General features: G+C 30.7%; 18 protein-coding genes. 11 read left to right on the forward strand and 7 right to left on the reverse strand.

What is annotated here, in order from left to right:
- Positions 1-561: 561 nt before the first annotated feature.
- The 7 genes from gyrA to dnaA form a co-directional block, all read right to left on the reverse strand.
- A complete protein-coding gene (gene gyrA, locus J2Z44_RS16630; RefSeq protein ID WP_209649832.1) occupies positions 562-3,147 on the reverse strand; it encodes a DNA gyrase subunit A in 2,586 nt (861 codons plus the stop codon).
- Positions 3,148-3,177: 30 nt separating this feature from the next.
- Positions 3,178-5,085 (reverse strand): DNA topoisomerase (ATP-hydrolyzing) subunit B, encoded by a 1,908-nt coding sequence (gene gyrB, locus J2Z44_RS16635; RefSeq protein WP_021282907.1) that lies wholly within the window; start codon positions 5,083-5,085, stop codon positions 3,178-3,180.
- A gap of 20 nt (positions 5,086-5,105) precedes the next feature.
- A complete protein-coding gene (gene remB / locus J2Z44_RS16640; RefSeq protein ID WP_021282906.1) occupies positions 5,106-5,369 on the reverse strand; it encodes an extracellular matrix regulator RemB in 264 nt (87 codons plus the stop codon).
- A 17-nt stretch (positions 5,370-5,386) separates the two neighbouring features.
- A complete protein-coding gene (recF, locus tag J2Z44_RS16645; protein WP_021282905.1) occupies positions 5,387-6,478 on the reverse strand; it encodes a DNA replication/repair protein RecF in 1,092 nt (363 codons plus the stop codon).
- Between the two features lie 200 nt (positions 6,479-6,678).
- Positions 6,679-6,885 (reverse strand): S4 domain-containing protein YaaA, encoded by a 207-nt coding sequence (gene yaaA / locus J2Z44_RS16650; RefSeq protein ID WP_021282904.1) that lies wholly within the window; start codon positions 6,883-6,885, stop codon positions 6,679-6,681.
- 10 nt (positions 6,886-6,895) lie between these two features.
- Entirely contained in the window at positions 6,896-8,002 is a 1,107-nt protein-coding gene (dnaN, locus tag J2Z44_RS16655; protein ID WP_021282903.1) for a DNA polymerase III subunit beta, read from the reverse strand.
- A 270-nt stretch (positions 8,003-8,272) separates the two neighbouring features.
- Positions 8,273-9,622: a chromosomal replication initiator protein DnaA gene (gene dnaA / locus J2Z44_RS16660; protein WP_021282902.1), complete on the reverse strand. Its 1,350-nt coding sequence runs from the start codon at positions 9,620-9,622 to the stop codon at positions 8,273-8,275.
- 584 nt (positions 9,623-10,206) lie between these two features.
- Here dnaA and rpmH point away from each other — a divergent pair.
- The 11 genes from rpmH (at position 10,207) to J2Z44_RS16715 (ending at position 19,984) form a co-directional block, all read left to right on the forward strand.
- On the forward strand, positions 10,207-10,341 hold the full coding sequence (rpmH, locus tag J2Z44_RS16665; protein WP_017415157.1) for a 50S ribosomal protein L34: 135 nt from the start codon (positions 10,207-10,209) through the stop codon (positions 10,339-10,341).
- 67 nt (positions 10,342-10,408) lie between these two features.
- Complete coding sequence (gene rnpA, locus J2Z44_RS16670; RefSeq protein ID WP_209649834.1) at positions 10,409-10,768, forward strand: ribonuclease P protein component; 360 nt, start codon at positions 10,409-10,411, stop codon at positions 10,766-10,768.
- Complete coding sequence (gene yidD, locus J2Z44_RS16675; RefSeq protein WP_021285019.1) at positions 10,737-10,949, forward strand: membrane protein insertion efficiency factor YidD; 213 nt, start codon at positions 10,737-10,739, stop codon at positions 10,947-10,949. Before rnpA ends, yidD begins: the two co-directional genes overlap by 32 nt.
- 41 nt (positions 10,950-10,990) lie before the next feature.
- Positions 10,991-11,635 (forward strand): membrane protein insertase YidC, encoded by a 645-nt coding sequence (gene yidC / locus J2Z44_RS16680; RefSeq protein WP_021285020.1) that lies wholly within the window; start codon positions 10,991-10,993, stop codon positions 11,633-11,635.
- A gap of 39 nt (positions 11,636-11,674) precedes the next feature.
- Positions 11,675-12,301, forward strand: coding sequence for an RNA-binding cell elongation regulator Jag/EloR (gene jag, locus J2Z44_RS16685; RefSeq protein WP_209649836.1), 627 nt, complete (start codon positions 11,675-11,677; stop codon positions 12,299-12,301).
- Between the two features lie 521 nt (positions 12,302-12,822).
- Positions 12,823-14,199 carry a tRNA uridine-5-carboxymethylaminomethyl(34) synthesis GTPase MnmE gene (gene mnmE, locus J2Z44_RS16690; protein ID WP_021285022.1) on the forward strand — a complete coding sequence of 459 codons (1,377 nt, stop codon included), beginning with the start codon at positions 12,823-12,825 and terminating at the stop codon, positions 14,197-14,199.
- An 8-nt stretch (positions 14,200-14,207) separates the two neighbouring features.
- Positions 14,208-16,115, forward strand: a complete 1,908-nt coding sequence (gene mnmG / locus J2Z44_RS16695) for a tRNA uridine-5-carboxymethylaminomethyl(34) synthesis enzyme MnmG (protein WP_021285023.1) — start codon at positions 14,208-14,210, stop codon at positions 16,113-16,115.
- A 16-nt stretch (positions 16,116-16,131) separates the two neighbouring features.
- On the forward strand, positions 16,132-16,851 hold the full coding sequence (gene rsmG, locus J2Z44_RS16700; RefSeq protein ID WP_209649838.1) for a 16S rRNA (guanine(527)-N(7))-methyltransferase RsmG: 720 nt from the start codon (positions 16,132-16,134) through the stop codon (positions 16,849-16,851).
- A gap of 98 nt (positions 16,852-16,949) precedes the next feature.
- Positions 16,950-17,729, forward strand: a complete 780-nt coding sequence (gene noc / locus J2Z44_RS16705) for a nucleoid occlusion protein (RefSeq protein ID WP_209649839.1) — start codon at positions 16,950-16,952, stop codon at positions 17,727-17,729.
- Positions 17,730-18,360: 631 nt separating this feature from the next.
- Positions 18,361-19,131, forward strand: coding sequence for a ParA family protein (locus J2Z44_RS16710; protein ID WP_021285028.1), 771 nt, complete (start codon positions 18,361-18,363; stop codon positions 19,129-19,131).
- Between the two features lies 1 nt (position 19,132).
- On the forward strand, positions 19,133-19,984 hold the full coding sequence (locus tag J2Z44_RS16715; protein ID WP_021285029.1) for a ParB/RepB/Spo0J family partition protein: 852 nt from the start codon (positions 19,133-19,135) through the stop codon (positions 19,982-19,984).
- The last annotated feature ends 40 nt before the right edge of the window (positions 19,985-20,024 follow it).

The following is a 20,024-nucleotide window of genomic DNA, read 5'->3' on the forward strand; positions in this document are numbered from 1 at the left end:
CGTTCGTCCTGAGCCAGGATCAAACTCTCAATTTAAAATTGATGTTCGAGCTATGCTCTATTTATCGCTGACTTGTTAAAGTCATTTTGTGAACTATTAGTTCACTAGAATTAACTGGTTTTACCTTTTTCTCTGTTTAATTTTCAAAGACCAATTTAGTGCTACATTGTAGCAGCGCCATCAACTGGCGACTTGTATATCTTATCACTTTCAAAACTTATTGTCAACACTTTTTTATTTTAAAATTTTTATTTCAATTTCAAAACTCTGTTGAAGTTTTCTTAGTGTTTGTGTCCGTTCTTAAGGACAAGAAATATCTTACCATAATCTATTGATGTGATAATCACACAATCCTTACTGTGGCTAAAATAACCCTATAATATCTATAAATTCCTTTAAATATCTCTATTTTTTAATTATTGATACACTAGGAAGTGTTTAGCTTAATTATTATATATTGTATATCTTAAAACCCCTAATAATATAAAAAAGACTAAGCTAGATTGTTATCTAACTTAGTCTTTTTTCACTGTGAAATCTACTAAATAAAGTTATTAAGGACTATATTTCATCCTCTAACTCTTTTACTTCTTCTAATTCTTCTTCTAAATCCTCTTCCATAACATCATCATCTTCAAAATCCTCGTCATTATCTAACTCTAATGCTACATCTGATCCATCATTTATTATATTTTTAGATTCTTCTAGTTCTATCTCTTCATCTTTTGCATCAACATAGTTAATCTTGGCTATAGCAACTATATTTACGTCTTCACCAGTCTTCATTAGGGTAACTCCCATAGCATTTCTGCTAGTTGTAGAAATATCACTTACATTAATTCTAATGATTATACCATCACTATTAATAAGCATCATTTCATCTAAATCCCTAACTACTCTAGCACCAACTAATCTACCAGTTTTTTCTGTAACTCTATAGGTTTTAAGGCCTTTTCCACCTCTTCTTTGAAGCGTGTACTCTGAAATATCTGTTCTCTTTCCAAAGCCTTTTTCACTGATTACTAATAATTCTTCATTAGGTTTTGCAATAATCATAGAAACTGCAATATCATCTTCCCTTAAGGTAATAGCCTTAACACCTGTTGCAGTTCTACCCATTTCTCTAACATCTTTCTCACTAAAGCGTATAGAATAACCACACTTAGTTACAAATACTATTTCACTATTTCCAGTGGTAATTCTAACCCCTATAAGCTCATCATTTTCTCTAAGATTTATAGCATTTAGTCCATTCTTTCTTATATGCTCATACTTATCAAGAGAAGTCTTCTTAACGATTCCTTCTTTAGTACCCATTACAAGATAATTATCCTTATCAAAGGTTCTTAAAGATATTACAGCTTGGATTGACTCACCAGCTTCTAACGGAAGTATGTTTACTATATTAGTCCCCTTGGAAGTTCTGCTTCCCTCAGGAATTTCGTAAGCCTTAAGCTTATAAGCTTTTCCTCTGTTTGTGAAGAATAGTATGCTATTTAAAGTAGGAGTAATCAATACATGCTCTACAAAGTCATTTTCCTTTGCATTTACGCCCTGTATTCCTCTGCCCCCTCTTTTCTGAGCATTATAAGTATCCACTGGCAATCTTTTTATATAACCAGTATGAGTTAAGGTGATAACAACATCTTCTTCGTCAATTAAATCCTCTTCATCCATGCTATAAGGATTTTTCTCTATAACAGTTCTTCTCTCATCACCATATTTATTTTTAATTTCAGTTAACTCGTCTTTAATTATACCTAATAAGATTTCTTCATTTTCAAGAATAGATCTTAAGTATTTAATAGTTTCTAAGACTTCTTTATACTCTTCTTCTATTTTTTCTCTTTCAAGACCTGTTAATCTTTGAAGTCTTAAATCAAGTATTGCCTGAGCTTGCTTATCTGTAAGCCCAAATCTAGCCATTAAGCCTTCCTTAGCTTCACTACCATTTTTAGAACTTCTAATTAAATTTATAACTTCATCTATGTGGTCTAAAGCAATTTTAAGACCTTCAAGTATATGAGCTCTAGCTTCTGCCTTATCTAGTTCAAAGATTGTTCTTCTTCTGATAACGTCCCTTTGATGATTTAGATAATATACGAGCATTTGTTTCAAGTTAAGTACTTGTGGCTCATTATCAACTAAAGCAAGCATTATAATGCCAAAGCTATCTTGCATTTTTGTATGCTTATAAAGCCTATTTAATACTACATTGGCATTAGCATCTCTCTTAAGTTCTATAACTATTCTCATACCATCTCTATCTGATTCATCTCTAAGGTCTGAGATACCATCAAGCTTCTTATCTTTAACAAGCTCTGCAATATGTTCAATTAAGTTAGCCTTATTAACTTGATAAGGTATTTCTGAAACTATAATCCAGTTTCTTCCCTTATGTTCCTCAATTACAGCTCTAGCTCTTACAAGAACCTTTCCCCTACCAGTTTCATATGCACTTCTAATTCCACTCTTACCTAGAATTATTCCAGCTGTAGGAAAGTCTGGGCCTTTTATTTTTGTCATCAACTCTTCAACTGTAGCTTCACTATTATCAATAAGCATTATTACAGCGTCAATAACCTCATTTAAGTTATGTGGTGGTATGTTTGTAGCCATTCCAACTGCTATACCTGATGAACCATTAACTAAAAGATTAGGAAATCTAGATGGCAATACTAATGGTTCTCTTTCCTCACCATCAAAGTTTGGTCCAAAGTCTACAGTTTCCTTATTGATATCTCGAAGCATTTGAGCTGTAATTTTACTCATTTTAGCTTCTGTATATCTCATTGCAGCAGCAGAGTCTCCATCTACAGAACCAAAGTTACCGTGTCCATCTACTAATGTGTATCTAATTGAAAAATCCTGTGCCATTCTAACTAGTGCATCATAGACAGAGCTATCACCATGTGGGTGATACTTACCTAAAACGTCTCCTACAATTCTGGCACATTTTCTATATCCCTTTTCTGGTGTTATTCCAAGTTCATGCATTGAATATAATATTCTTCTATGAACAGGCTTTAAACCATCTCTAACATCTGGTAGAGCACGGCCTACTATAACACTCATGGCATAATCTATATAAGATTTTTTCATTTCATGTCTTATATCAACGGGTAATACCCTATGTTCATTATTCATGTACTACACCCTCACTTTATTTCCTAAAGGTTAAATATCTAAATTCACAACCTTTTTAGCATTTTCTTGTATAAATTCTCTACGTGGTTCAACTTTATCTCCCATAAGAATAGTAAATATCTCGTCTGCAGCCATAGCATCCTCTACAGTAACTTGAAGTAACGTTCTAACCTCTGGATTCATTGTAGTATCCCAAAGCTGAGTTGCATTCATTTCTCCAAGACCTTTATACCTTTGGATATCAGTATTATTGTCTTTACCGCCAAGTTCAGCAAGTAAATTATCTAATTCTGAGTCACTATAAGTATAATAGTCTTTTTTAGACTTTGTAACTTTATATAATGGTGGTTGTGCAATAAACACATGTCCTTGCTCAACTAGCTCTTTCATATAACGGTAGAAGAAAGTTAATAATAGTGTTCTAATATGAGCTCCATCTACATCGGCGTCCGTCATTATAATAATTCTATTATATCTTAATTTTGATACATCAAATTCTTTGCCTATTCCTGCTCCAAAGGCTGTAATCATAGACCTTATAGTCTCTGAATTTAGAATCTTATCTAGCCTTTGCTTTTCAATATTCATGATTTTTCCTCTTAAAGGAAGTATTGCTTGGAACTTTCTATCTCTCCCTTGCTTTGCAGAACCTCCCGCAGAATCTCCCTCAACAATGTAAATTTCGCATTCTTCAGGGTCTTTAGAGGAACAATCTGCAAGCTTTCCTGGAAGAGATGTGCTTTCAAGAACAGATTTTCTTCTTGTAAGCTCACGAGCCTTCTTAGCAGCTTCCCTTGCTCTTGCTGCATTTAAGCCCTTCTCAATAATACTTTTACCAACTCCTGGATTTTCTTCTAAGAAGGCACTTACCGTGTCTGCAACTACAGTTTCTACAATACCTCTAACTTCACTATTTCCAAGTTTAGTTTTTGTTTGTCCTTCAAACTGTGGGTCTGTTAGTTTAACAGAAACAATAGCTGTTAATCCTTCCCTAACATCTTCTCCAGATAGATTCTTATCATTTTCCTTTAAGAATCCAAATTTTTTAGCATAGTCATTTAGAACTCTTGTTAATGCTGTCTTAAAGCCAACTAAATGAGTTCCACCTTCAACAGTATCTATATTATTTGCAAAGGAAAACAAATTCTCTATATAAGTATCATTGTACTGAAGAGCAATTTCAACTGAAGTAGAATCCTTCACCCCTTCTACATAGATAGGTTCATTATGGATTTTACCTTTATTTCTATTTAGGTATTCTACGAAGGATTTTATTCCTCCCTCATAGTGAAAATCTTGTGCTTTATTATTTCTTTCATCACTTATTGCTATTTTAATACCCTTATTTAAAAAAGCAAGTTCTCTTAGTCTTTGACATAAAGTATCATAATCATATTCTAGTTCTTCGAATATATCTGGGTCCGGTTTAAAATGGGTGGTAGTTCCATGGTCCTCAGTATCTCCAAGACATTCGAAAGGTGATATAGTCTTACCTCTTGAAAAGGCTTGTTTCCATACATGGCCATCTCTTTTTACTATAACCTCACAAAGTTCAGATAAAGCATTTACAACAGATGCTCCAACTCCATGAAGCCCTCCTGATACTTTATATCCCCCACCACCAAATTTTCCTCCAGCGTGAAGAACTGTCATTATAACCTCTACAGTAGGAATGTTCATCTTTGGATGTATACCTACTGGCATACCTCTTCCATTATCTTTTACTGTAATTGAGTTATCTTCATGTATTATAACCTCAATCTTATCACAAAAACCCTGCAAAGCTTCATCTATACTATTATCAACTATTTCGTATACTAGGTGGTGAAGTCCTCTTGAGCTAGTACTACCAATATACATTCCTGGTCTTTTTCTTACAGCCTCAAGACCTTCAAGCACCTGTATCTGATTTTCATCATAAACTTGATTATTACTCATTTTCATCCTCCTAACTTAAACTAAAGCTCACAATATACAATATCTGTTCTTTTGCTTAAAGTAGCTGAAGAGATTGGAGAAAGATATATTTTACTCTTTTTATCAACCTCTGCTATTACGAAGGATTTAGGTTTGTCCTTTGTAATTCTCTCCACAAACCCATCTTCTTCTGCCATTCTTAAAAATTGACTTGTATCTGGACTATACATAGTGGCTTCAATATCGAAAATTCCAATAACATCTTTAATTGGCACCACTACATTTTCACCTAAATGCAGAAACATTGTGACCCTCCTTAATTTTATCCTTCTTCTATATGACCATTTTTAACCTTAAATATCTTGAATACTTCACTTTTTAAACTGCTTTTTATATCATTCATACCTGTACAGGTAATCAAAGTTTGAACATTTTTTATTGAACTTAATATATATTCTTGCCTTTTTGTATCAAGTTCAGACAACACATCATCTAAAAGAAGAAGAGGAAATTCACCAGTAAGCTCTTTAATAATATAAAGAGATGCAAACTTAATTGAAAGCACTGATGTTCTTTGCTGCCCCTGAGAACCATAGACTTTTACATCCATGTTATTTATTAAGATAGTTAAATCATCTCTATGGGGACCAACAGAAGTTACTCTTCTTTCCATATCTCTTTTTCTATTATTAATTAATGAGTTATAAATTTCACCCTTAATGTCCTCTGTTAACTTTAATGATGTATTATATTTAAACTCTATAACCTCTTTATTTTGAGTAATCTCCTTGTGTATCCTACTTCCATGTTCATTTAGTTTTGTTATATACTTTAATCTTTCTTTTACTATATAACTTCCTAAATCTGAAAGTTGAATATCATATATGTCCAACATATCTGGATTACTGTTATATCTTTTAAGCACAGTATTTCGTTCATTAAGCACCTTTTTGTACATGGATAAGCTATAGTAGTACCTAGTGTTTAACTTACATAGTTCTATATCTATAAATCTTCTTCTGTAAGACGGTGAATCTTTTACTATATTTAAGTCCTCAGGAGAAAACATAACCACATTCAATACTCCAACTAGTTCCTGAAGCTTGGTTATCTTTATAGAATTTATATTTATTCCTTTTTTTCCTTCTTTAAAAATTTTAATTTGGATTTTTTTATCTAACCTGTCTTTGGATATATATGTGCTAATATATGCTTCGTCCTCATTCCAGTTTATTAGCTCTTTATCCTTGTTAGTCCTGTGGGATTTTCCGATACTTGTATAATAAAGTGCTTCTAAGATATTTGTTTTACCTTGTGCATTATCTCCTACAAAAACATTTGTTCCATTGCAAAATTCAAGATTTAATTCCTTATAGTTTCTAAAATTCATCAAATTTAAATATTTAATATACATAAAACACCTATTAAATTATATCATAATATTTTAGTCAAGTGTAAGTAATTGAGTAAAATAACTGTAATTACCTATACCTATTATTTTACTACATTGAATAAAAGTTTCAAATGTTTATATTATATTCAAATAAACCCTAAAAAACTCTAAAATATTTATAAATTTAAAAGAGGCTGTACCTGCCCAGCCTCTATAATAATTTATTTAACTTTGTATATTTCACCTTGAAACTCTACTTGGTCACCTTTATACAATTTTTTTCCTCTTTGAGTCTCTACTTCACCATTGACCTTGATTTCACCACTTTGTATAAAAAACTTAGCTTCTGAACCTAAAGTAACGGCCCCAGTAAACTTTAAAAAAGAATCTAATTTTATAAACTCAGTAGTTATTTCAACTTCTACCATTTTATCACTCCTAGTTATTATTTAAAAGTCTTACTGGCAATAATAAGTAAGTACAGTTATCTTCATTTTTATTTCTAACAACACAAGGCGTTACTGGAGAGGTAAGTTCCATTATAATTTCGTCCTCTTCCATGATTTTAAACACATCAATAAGGTATTTAGAGTTAAATGCAATTTTCAAACCTTCACCTTGCAGATTAATATTTACTTCTTCTCTTGCTTTTCCCAATTGAGAATTAGAAGTAACAATCATAACATCTTCTTCAATATCTAATTTTACCAGGTTAGTATTTCCATCCTTAGCCATTAAAGATGCTCTTTCAATACAACTTAGCATATCATCTCTTCTTACAGACAGTTTTAGTTTGTATTCTTGAGGAATAATTGAGCTATATTTAATAAATTCTCCTTCTAAAAGTCTAGAAATAACCTTTGTATTCCCAAAATTAAATAAAATTTGGTTGTTAGTGAAGGTAATTTGAACCTCGTCATCACTATCATTAAGTATTTTTGAGATTTCATTTAAAGTTTTTCCAGGAATTACAGCTTCTTTGTCATAACTGCAATCTGTATTTTCACTTCTAAAGGCCACTCTATATCCATCTAGTGCTACTAAATTTAGTTTTTTATTCTTTATTTCAAACAAAACACCAGTAAGTATTGGTCTTGTATCATCCTGAGAAATAGCAAATATTGTGGATTTTATCATATTTTTTAAACTTCTTTGTGATATTGATAGCACTACATCTTCATCAACTATAGGTAGATTTGGGTATTCTTCCCCACTCATATGTATAAGTTGAACAATGGATTTTTGACAAATAATCTCTATATTATTATTTGCTATCTTAGTAATTTCAATCTGATCATTAGGTAACTTTCTGACAATCTCACCGAAAAGCCTAGAATCTAGGACAATTTCTCCCTCTTCTATGATGTTTGCTTCAATTTTAGTTTCAATGCTTACATCTATATCTGAGCCTATAAGAGTTAATGTACTATCTTTTGCTGATATATATATTCCTTGAAGTATAGGCATTGTAGATTTTCCTGTAATTGCTTTTTGAACTGTAGATATGGCATCTTGTAGTAAACTTTTTTCAGTAATAAATTTCATAAATAAATCCTCCTTTATACACATGAAAAATACACGGTAAGATAGACTAGATAATAATAAAAAAATAGTAGTAATAGTAGTAGGGGCTGTGGGTTTGTGGATAAGTGCCTCAACCCCATATAAACTAAGAAAAATTGTATAAAAATAATTGTGGATAAATTCCGAGTTGAAAATTACATTTATCCACAATGTTAACAAGACAACAATATTAACTTTTTTATCAACAATGCTAATTTATAAATGTATCAACAACTGTTAATTATAGAGTTTTTATTTTTGGCTGATTTTCTTAGTAAGCTCTGCAACAGTTGATTGTAAGTTATCATCCTTTTTTAAGCTTTGGGATATTTTCTCATAGGCATGAATTACAGTGGTATGATCTCTCCCACCAAATTCTTCACCAATCTTTGGCAATGAAGTATCTGTAAGTTTTCTAGATAAATACATAGCAATTTGTCTTGGAAATGCTACATTTCTAGTTCTTCTTGAGGACTTAAAATCCTCTATCTTGAGTCCATAGTAAGAAGAAACTATATCTTGAATAAGTTCTATAGTAATTTGTTTTGCATTTTTATTTGAAATAATATCTTTAAGTGCCTCAGAAGCTAGCTCTACACTAATTTCTCTATTTGTTAGTGAAGAATAAGCAACTATTCTTATAAGTGCACCTTCTAATTCTCTAATGTTAGACTTTATGTGAGTCGCAATATATACCATTACTTCATTTGGTATATTTAGCTTTTCTACATCAGCTTTCTTTTTCAAAATTGCAATTCTTGTTTCAAAGTCTGGAGCTTGTATATCAGCAATAAGTCCCCATTCAAATCTTGAACGCAGCCTATCCTCTAAAGTAGGAATTTCCTTTGGTGGTCTATCACTAGATAAAATTATTTGTTTGCTGGCCTCATGTAAGGTATTAAAGGTATGGAAAAATTCTTCTTGTGTACGTTCTTTCCCAGCAATAAATTGAATATCATCTATTAGCAGTACATCCACATTTCTATATTTGCTTCTAAATTCCTCATTTTTATCATCTTTTATAGAGTTGATAAGTTCATTAGTAAACTTTTCTGAGGAAACATAAACAACTTTGGATCTAGGGTTTATGTTTTGAATATAGTGTCCAATAGCATGCATCAAGTGAGTTTTTCCAAGTCCAACGCCTCCATATATAAATAAGGGGTTGTAGGCTTTAGCTGGAGATTCAGCAACGGCAAGGGATGCAGCATGAGCAAACCTGTTACTATTACCAATGACAAAAGAGTCAAAGGTGTATTTTGGATTTAGCGTAGCAGACATCTCATCATTTACTATCAAGGTAGGTTTTGATTCCTCAGACTTTTTATTAGATTCTAATTCAACAGCTTCTTCAGATATAATAAAAAACTCAATATTATAGGATTTATTAAACACTGCTTGTATAGAATTTTTAATCAAGTCTTTATATCTATTTTCAAGGATATCTTTTGTGAAATTGTTAGGAACACCTAATCTTATAGTAGTATCACTTATAGACATCGGTTCAATGCTTTTTATCCAAGTATTAAAGCTTACTTCAGTAAGCTCGCCCTTAAGTGTGTTTAAGGTTTTGTCCCATATTTCTCTTACTTGGGTGCTCATTTCATATCCTCCCGTTCTATGAAAAAATTATTTATATAAATGAGAAAAAATTATTCACATAAGACTAACAACAAATAAACAATAATACTAACAAATTTATGACACATTTAGAGTTGTTGACAAATGTCCAATAAATTATTCACATGTTTATAATTATATGGATAATTATGATTACAAAAAGTTATTAACATATGTAATAAGATAATTATTCACATTATTAAACTGTATAAAATCCCGGATATTAGACTATAATATCCTAAGAAAAACAAGTAATATACAACAAAGAAACAAGTTATACACATATTTATCAACAGGTTGTGCATAACTTTTAAAAGTATAAGTTATTAACAGTTATGTTTACATGATATCAAAACTTAAAAAGCTATTCAAGAAGTTATCCACAAAAAAACTAATAACTTATATAATTTATCAACAAAATTATGTAAAAACTAACATTCTTTTGTCACAATAGGTGTCTTGACATTAATAAACCTTGACTATATAATCTAATAGTAAAACGATAAAATAGTAATAACAAATTGCTATAAATAAAATGTAGGAAAAAACAGAAGGGGGTGGAGCGCATGTTCATGACATACCAACCTAAAAAGAAACAAAGAAAAAAAGAGCACGGATTCAGAAAGAGAATGAGCACTAAGTCTGGAAGAAACGTTCTTAAAAGAAGAAGACTTAAAGGAAGAAAAAGATTGACAGCATAAGGGCCGCAGATGTGGCCTTTTTCTGCAATTTAATAAAGTTACTTAGGAAAGTAGGACGCAACTTAAAATGAAAGAAGAGAGATTGAGAAAAAATCCTGAATTTAGATTAGTTTATAGAAGAGGTAAGTCTTTTTCAAATGCTCTATTAGTACTGTACATCTTTAAAAATAACAAGAATATAAATAGAGTAGGAATTTCCGTAAGTAAAAAGGTAGGAAAAAGTGTAATTCGAAGCAGAGTAAAAAGGTTAGTAAGTGAAAGTTATAGGCTTAATAAACAGGGATTAAAACAAGGGTATGATTTGGTTTTTGTTGCAAGAACTGCTTCTAATAATAAAAGTTATAAAGAAATAGAAAGTTCAATTAAGGACTTATTTAGGAAATCAGGTCTTAATAATGTTGAAAAAAATATTACTAAAAGTAATTAAATTTTATAGAAAGTACATATCACCACTTAAAGCACCTTGTTGTATCTATGTCCCCACATGTTCTGAGTATGCAATAGAAGCAATAGAAAGATATGGGGCAATAAAAGGTGGTTTTATGGCATTAAAGAGGATTCTAAGATGTCATCCGTATCATAAGGGTGGTTATGACCCAGTAAAATAAAATATTAGGAGGGTTTAAATTTGACGACATTCTTAAATAAAATGTTTGAAAATTTTTTTAATGGCATTCATGGATTAGTTCAAAATATGGTATCAGATCCAAATTGGTCTTTTGGTATTACTATAATACTGTTTACTGTTGCTATTAGGGTATTGTTATTACCATTAAGCATAAGACAAACAAAATCTACAGCAAAAATGAGTGCTATTCAGCCAGAAATAAAGAGAGTTCAAGAAAAGTATAAAAAGGATCCTCAAAAAGCACAGCAAGAGGTTATGAAACTTTATAAAGATAATAATGTAAGTCCAATGGGTGGATGTTTACCAATGCTTATTCAGTTTCCAATAGTAATTGCAATGTTTTATGTGTTACAGCATATTAATTATGGAGACGCAAGCTTTTTATGGCTAAAACCATTATCATCACCAGATAAAACTTATATAATGCCGATAATTTCAGGTTTAACAACTTATTTATCTACTAAATCAATGCAAGCAGGCGGAGATGATGCAGCAGCTAAGCAAGCATCTACAATGAATATTGGTATGTCCATATTCTTTGTTTTTATGTCTCTTAAGTTTTCAGGAGCAGTAGTATTTTATTGGGTTGTAAACAACATAATTCAATTACTTCAAAACTTATTACTAAAAAAAGAATTTAAAAAACCAAATACAGAAGTATTATAATATAGCCTATTTTAATAGTAGAAAGGCGGTGCCTAGGGTATGAAAACTATAGAAAGCATGGGGAAAACTACTGAAGATGCTATTAAAAATGCATTATCAGAGTTAAAGGTTACTGAAGATAAGGTTACTATTGAGGTTTTAGAAGAAGGTAGCAAAGGATTTTTAAATATTATTGGTGTAAAGCCAGCTAAAGTTAGGGTTACAGTTAAAAGAGATTACATTGCTGAAGCTTATGATTTTTTAAGAGAAGTTTTAAATTCTATGAAAATTAAGGCTGAAATAAAAATTAAAGAAGAAGGCAATGATGTAAAAATTAATTTAGTTGGTCCTAATATGGGGATTTTAATAGGCTATAGAGGAGAAACTTTGGATTCTCTTCAATACTTAGTAAGTTTGGTTATAAATAAAGATCACAATAATGAGTATAAAAGAGTAATTCTAGATACAGAGAACTATAGATTCAATAGACAAGAAACTTTAAGGAAGCTTGCATCAAAAATGGCTTATAAAGTTAGAGTTGGTGGAAAGACCTTAAAATTAGAGCCTATGAATCCATATGAAAGAAGAGTAATACATTCTACGTTACAAAACGACCCTTATGTTAAAACTTATAGTGAGGGTGAAGAACCTTATAGAAGAGTAGTTATTGAATTAAAGAAAGCTTAATAGGCTTTCTTTTTATTATGTTTAGATTAAAACTTATCATATAAAAAGTTCAATTTGATACATAATAATACAATAAGTTAATGACATAGCTTAGAGTATAATTTATAATAAGCTTGTATATTAAAAGCTAGCAATATAGAAGTTATTGCTAGTTTAATTTATATTTTCTATTAGATTATAGGATATAATTGGAAGTAAGGGACAAAATATAGATATATTTGTTTAAGTATAGGGAACCAGAATTAGAACTTAACTTATACATGAGTCCTGATCTGGTTCCCCTAAGGGTTTATGAAGATAAATTTTATTCATACTGAATAAATTAAAGTATGGTTCCAAAGCAGCACGAAAAATGAACCTGTTCAAAATGAAATAAAGATAAGAATATATTAAGATAAGAAGATAAGAAGATATAGTATTTTAGCTGGTTATAACTGTTATATAAATAATTAAACTTAGTTTACTTTATATTTGAGCCAGCAACTATAATATAGATACTTTCATAAATAGGAGTGATAAACATGAAAGATTTTGATACTATTGCAGCTATAGCTACTAGTTTAGGAGAAGGCGGTATTGCAATTGTCAGAGTATCAGGAGATAAGGCTTTACAAATTGTTTCAAGGATTTTTAAAGGAAGAAATGGAAGAACCATTGATGATATTAAAACTTACACTATGAGATATGGATATATTATTGATGAAAATAATGAACATATAGATGAAGTTATAGTATCTTTTATGAAGGGGCCAAGAAGCTTTACAGCTGAAGATACAATTGAAATAAACTGTCATGGGGGAGTAGTAGCTACTAATAAAATTTTAGAGCAAGTGATAAAAAATGGAGCTAGACTGGCAGACCCAGGGGAGTTCACTAAGAGAGCCTTTTTAAATGGGAGAATAGACTTATCTCAAGCAGAAGCAGTAATTGATATTATTAGAGCGAAAACAGATCTTAGTATGAAATCTGCCCTTATGCAAAGTGAGGGAGGAGTATCAAAGGAGATTAGAAGACTTAGAGAAACCTTACTTTCAACTATAGCTCATATAGAAGCCACAGTTGATTATCCAGAGGACGATCTAGAAGAGGTTACTGCAGATATGGCTGTAAAACAACTTTTAGAGATTAAGGATGAAATAGGGGAGCTAATTGAAACATCAGAAGAAGGCAAGATATTAAGAGAAGGTTTAAGTACAGTAATAGTTGGAAAGCCTAATGTAGGTAAATCTTCTCTATTAAATGCTTTAACAAAAGAAAATAGAGCTATAGTAACTGATGTACCAGGCACTACAAGAGATGTAATAGAGGAATATATAAATATTTCTGGAGTTCCAATTAAGGTAATTGATACTGCTGGAATTAGAGAAACGGAAGATGTAGTGGAAAAGATCGGGGTAGAAAGATCTAAGGAAAAAATAAATGAGGCTGACTTAGTTCTTTTAATGTTGGATTCTAGTAGAGAGTTAGATGAGGAAGATAAAGAAATAATAAGCCATATTAAAGATAAGAAATATATTGTTTTATTAAATAAATCTGATTTAGATGTTAAAATAAATAAAGATGATTTAAAAGAACTTAATTCAAAGTATATGATTAACATTTCTGTAAAAACAGGTGAAGGAATAAATGAAGTAAAAACTACCATTAAAGAATTATTCTTTAAAGGAGAGATAAATGCAAATAACATTATTATAACCAATACTCGCCATAAAGAAGCTTTATTTAGAGCTAAGGAAAGTATAGTTAGTGCTATAGATGTATTAAATAATACTTTTGCCATAGATTTAGCTTCTATAGACATTAGAAATGCTTGGTCATATTTGGGCGAAATAACAGGAGATTCTCTTGAAGAGAATATTATTGATAAAATATTTAAAGAGTTTTGTTTAGGAAAGTAGGTGAGCTTATGAAATATGTTGCAGGAGATTATGATGTAGTTGTAATTGGAGCTGGTCATGCAGGTTGTGAAGCTGCACTAGCTACAGCTAGAATGAATTGTAAAACTCTAATGTGTACTTTGAACTTAGATAGTGTAGCATTTATGCCTTGTAACCCTAATATTGGGGGAACAGCAAAGGGACATTTAGTCAGAGAAATAGATGCTTTAGGTGGAGAAATGGGTATTAATATTGACCATACCTATATTCAGTCAAGAATGCTAAATACATCAAAGGGCCCAGCAGTTCATTCTTTAAGGGCTCAAGCAGATAAAAAAAGATATTCTGAAAGAATGAAGAATGTTATTGAGAAAGAACCTAATTTATATCTAAAGCAACTTGAAGTTGTAAGCATAGATGTTGAAGATAATAAAGTTAAAGGAGTTCTTACTAGACATGGAGCTTATTTCACTTGTAGAGCAGTAATTTTAACTAGTGGTACATATTTAAAATCTCAAGTAATAATTGGAGAAGTAACCTTAAATGAAGGACCAAGTGGGCTATTCCCTGCCAATGAGTTATCAAGTTCTTTGGAATCACTTGGAATATCCCTAAGAAGATTTAAAACAGGAACTCCAGCTAGAGTCAATAGAAGATCCGTGGATTTTTCAAAAATGGAGGAACAAAGAGGAGATGAAAAGGTAGTACCTTTTTCATTTATAAGTGAAAATATTGAAAGACCTCAAGTTTCTTGTTATCTAACTTATACCAATGAAAGAACCCATGAGGTTATAATGGAAAATATACATAGATCTCCGTTATATAATGGTTCTATAAAAAGTACGGGACCTAGATATTGTCCTTCCATAGAGGATAAGGTAATGAGATTCAGAGATAAGGAAAGACATCAATTATTTGTTGAACCAGAAGGAGAATATACAGAAGAACTTTACCTTCAAGGGATGAGTAGCTCTCTTCCAGAAGATGTACAAATAGAGATGCTTAAAACAATTCCAGGGCTTGAAAATGTGGAAATGATGAGAACTGCTTATGCAATTGAGTATGATTGTATAGATCCAACTCAACTAAAACCAACCTTGGAATTTAAGCATATTGATGGATTTTTCTCAGCAGGGCAGGTAAATGGAAGTTCTGGATATGAGGAAGCAGCAGGCCAAGGAATATTAGCAGGAATAAATGCTGCATTAAAACTTCAAAATAGAGAACCATTAGTTTTAAGTAGATCTGATGCTTACATTGGAGTTTTAGTGGACGATTTAGTTACTAAAGGAACTAATGAACCTTATAGAATGATGACTTCACGTTCAGAGTATAGACTGCTTTTAAGGCAAGATAATGCAGATTTAAGATTAACGGAAATAGGATATAAAGTAGGACTAGTTACAGAGGAAAGATATAATAAGTTTACTTCTAAAAAAGAGGATATAGAAAAAGAGATTGAAAGAATAAAATCATTGCAGATAACTAACAAAAGAGAAGTTAATGAGTTTTTAGAAAGTAAAGGTTCTGTAGCATTAAGAAAGCCTATTAGCCTATACGAACTTATAAAACGTTCAGAGTTAGACTATTATAACGTAGCTGAATTAGACTTAGAAAGACAAGAACTAAGTGAGGCAGTAAAAGAGCAGGTTAATATAGTTTCTAAGTATGAAGGTTATATTACAAAACAGCTAGAGCAAATTAATCAATTCAAAAAGTATGAGGAGAAGCTTATACCTAAAGATTTGAATTATGAAGATATAAAAGGTTTACGAATTGAAGCAATACAAAAACTAAACAACATTAGACCTATTAGCATAGGGCAAGCATCTAGGATATCTGGAGTTTCCCCTGCAGATATTTCTGTTCTGCTTATTTATTTAGAACAAAGAAATAGAATTAATGCTAATAGTGACAATATAGAGAAAAGTGAATAGACCTTTGGAGGTATTTATGGAGTATTTTGATATTTTAAATGAAGCTAGTAACAATGAAGGCTTGGAATTCAATGAGGATAAATATAGTAAATTTATAAAATATAAGGAACTTATTAAGGAATGGAATGAAAAAGTTAATCTAACAGCTATTACTGAAGATAAAGAGATAATACAAAAACATTTTATTGATTCCATTAAGGTTTTTAAATGTGAAGAACTAAAGAATGCAAGAAAAATTATCGATATAGGTACTGGGGGAGGATTTCCTGGAATACCTATGAAAATAATAAATCCTACTTCAAAAATTGTACTTTTAGATTCTTTAAATAAAAGAATTAACTTTTTAAATGAAGTTATAAGAGAACTAAACCTAGAAAATATAGAAACTATACATGGTAGAGCAGAGGACTTTGCAAAGGAAGTTAAATATAGAGAAAAATTTGATGCAGCAGTTTCTAGGGCAGTAGCAAATTTGGCAGTACTTAGCGAATTTTGCTTACCTTATGTAAAAGTTGGAGGATATTTTGTAGCAATGAAGGGTCCAGCAATCGATGAAGAGATGAAGGATGCAAAAAATGCTATAAAACTTCTTGGGGGAGAAGTAGAAAAAATTCTAAAAGTAGATATTGAAGGTAGTGACTTAAATCATAATTTAGTCGTAATAAGAAAGATTAAGGAAACTCCTAAAAAATATCCACGAAAAGCTGGAATGGTAACTAAAAATCCTCTAAAATAATGTATAATAATATTTGTTAAATTATAAGAAAAAAGAAGGGATTTTGAAACTTATATAGAATTGTAAATATAAGGAAATATACAGAGGGATGGTACATTATGGAAAAAAATGTTAGTTTTATATCTACAGATTTAATAGCTCCAAATACTTATCAACCTAGGAAAGTATTTAATGATAATACTATAGAAGAACTTGCTCAGTCTATAAAGGCTTACGGTATAATTCAGCCACTTTCAGTTAGAAAACTAGGAGAAGACAAATATGAGCTTGTAGCAGGGGAGAGGAGACTTAGAGCTGCTAAGCTTGCTGGTCTATCTGAGGTTCCTGCTATAGTGGTAGATATAAGTGATAAGGATTCAGCTGCCATTGCACTTTTAGAAAATTTACAAAGAGAAGATTTAAATTTTTATGAGGAAGCTTTAGCTTATTATAATTTAATTCAAGATCATTCTTATACTCAGGAGCAGTTAGCTCAAACTATCGGCAAAAAGCAATCTACTATTGCTAATAAGTTAAGAATTTTAAAACTGCCACCTGAAATAACAAATACAATTATTGAGAATAAGTTAACTGAGCGTCACGCAAGAGCCTTGTTAAAATTACCTACTGTAGAATTACAAAAAGAGGTTCTTGAAAAGGTTGTAGAAAAATCTTTAAATGTTAAAAATACTGAAGAGTTAATTGATAGAGAACTTTTAAAATTAGCTAATGGCGAAGTTGCCGCAGATGGCAAAAAAAGAATTAAGGGAATATTCAATGCTGCGATTTATGTTAACACTGTAAAACAAGTGTTCGATAAATATGGAATTGATGCTAAATATAGATCAAAAGAATTAGAAGATAGTATTCAAGTTACTATTACAATTCAAAAAAAGTAAATTAATAGATAAATTTAAGGCATATGTTTCACATGAAACATATGCCTTTTAACGACACTTGGTAGAGAAAGTTCTACTAAGTAGTAGAACTAAATATGCTATAAATATGATAAAATTCTAGAACATTGAATAATTTTACAAGATAAATGTTATTTCAATCACATTAAAGATAATAATTATAATATTATTTCAATAAAATTTAATAATATTATACATAAGTACTTTAATAAATTTTATTATAAAGCTATAATAATTAATATAACATAAAATTCTGTATAAAAAACTGTAAGTTCATGGATTTCATATATTTAATATATAGAATTTATTTATAACTGAGTAATGAGTTTATAAATCATCTATTTATTATATAATTCATGATTTTAGATTAATATTATATAAGCTTATCAGTTAAAGTTATGTTTAAATTTATATAAATTTGTAGAAAAGCAATGACAAGGCTTATTAAGTATATTATTTACACCTTGGTTCTATTTTAGTGCCTTTATGTGAATAGAGTAGATTACAACTGGGATATTTACATATTAAAAACAATTAAAATATCATAGGATATATATGAAGGTTAATTCTTCATGAAATTTTAGAAATAAGAGAAAGATTGGGGGTTAGAATTGTGAAAGTAATATGCGTTTTTAATCAAAAGGGAGGAGTAGGTAAAACTACTACTAATATTAACTTATGTTCATACTTAGCTATGAATGGTTATAGGGTTTTAGCAATTGATATTGACCCTCAAGGTAATACAACTAGTGGCTTAGGCTTTGATAAAAGAGAATTAGAATTTTCTATGTATGATGTATTAACATCAGATAAGCCACTAAAAGAGGTAATAAAAAAATGTGAGGTTGTGGAGAATTTTCATATAGCTCCTTCAACTATGCAACTTGCTGCAGCTGAAGTAGAATTAATAAATGCTCCTCATAGGGAGACAATTTTTAAGAGAAAGTTACAGGAACTAGGAGATGAATATGATTACATATTTATTGACTGTCCACCTTCTCTTGGCATACTTACTATTAACGCGCTTACAGCAGCTCATTCAGTACTAATACCTATTCAGTGTGAATTCTATGCACTTGAAGGAGTAAGTCAACTAGTTAATACAATACAGCTTATTAAAAAATCCTTAAATAAGACCCTTGAAATTGAAGGTGTTGTTATGAGTATGTATGATGCAAGAACAAAACTTTCAAATGAAGTAGTAAGTGAAGTTAAAAAGTACTTTAAGGAAAAAGTGTATAACACTACAATTCCTAGAAACATTAGACTAGCTGAATCTCCAAGTTTTGGCCTTCCAATTATGCTTTATGATGATAAGTGTAAAGGGGCAGAAGCCTTTGAAGATCTTGCAAATGAGTTTTTAAAGAGACAAGGGGGAAAGTAATATGATGAAGAAGTCTGCACTAGGAAAGGGACTAGCATCTTTAATTCCAGAAGACAATATTGAAACAGAAGATAGTAAGTCCATATTAACTGTATCAATTAACTCCATAAAGCCTAATGAAGATCAACCAAGAAAGTACTTTGACCCAGAAAAAATTATGGAGTTAGCAGAATCTATTAAAGAGCACGGAATAATTCAACCTATCGTTTTAAAAAAGGATGGAGATACTTATACTATCATTGCTGGTGAAAGACGATGGAGAGCCGCAAAGTCAATTGGATTAAAAGAAGTTCCTGTGGTGATTCTAGATTTATCTGATAGACAAGTATTAGAGGTTTCATTAATTGAGAATATTATAAGAGAAGACTTAAATCCAATAGAGGAAGCTTTAGCTTATAAAAAGTTAATTAGAGACTTTAGTTTAACTCAAGAGGAAATTAGTAAAAAAGTTTCTAAGTCTAGAAGTGCTATAGCTAATTGTATGAGATTATTAAATTTGGATAAGAGAGTTCAAGAATACTTAATTGATGGGGTAATATCTGAGGGCCATGGTAGAGCAATTCTTGGAATAGAGGATAATAATGTTCAATACGAGGTTGCACAAAAAGTTATAGATGAAGATTTAAATGTGAGACAAACAGAAAAGTTAATTAAGACTTATGGAAATGAAAAAGCTCTAAGAGAAAAGAAAAACATTGTAAATCCATATCACAAGGATATTGCAGCTAAGTTAGAGGGATATTTTAATACTAAGGTAGTGTTAAGTGAAAAAAGTAATAATAAAGGCAAAATAGAGATAGAATATTACTCTGAAGATGATTTACAAAGAATAGTGGAATTACTAAAGGTTTAATGTTTCACATGAAACAAAACATAGGAAGGATGAGAAGAGG

The sequence above is a fragment of the Clostridium punense genome, from assembly GCF_017874425.1.
GTDB classification, from domain to species: Bacteria; Bacillota; Clostridia; order Clostridiales; family Clostridiaceae; genus Clostridium_J; species Clostridium_J punense.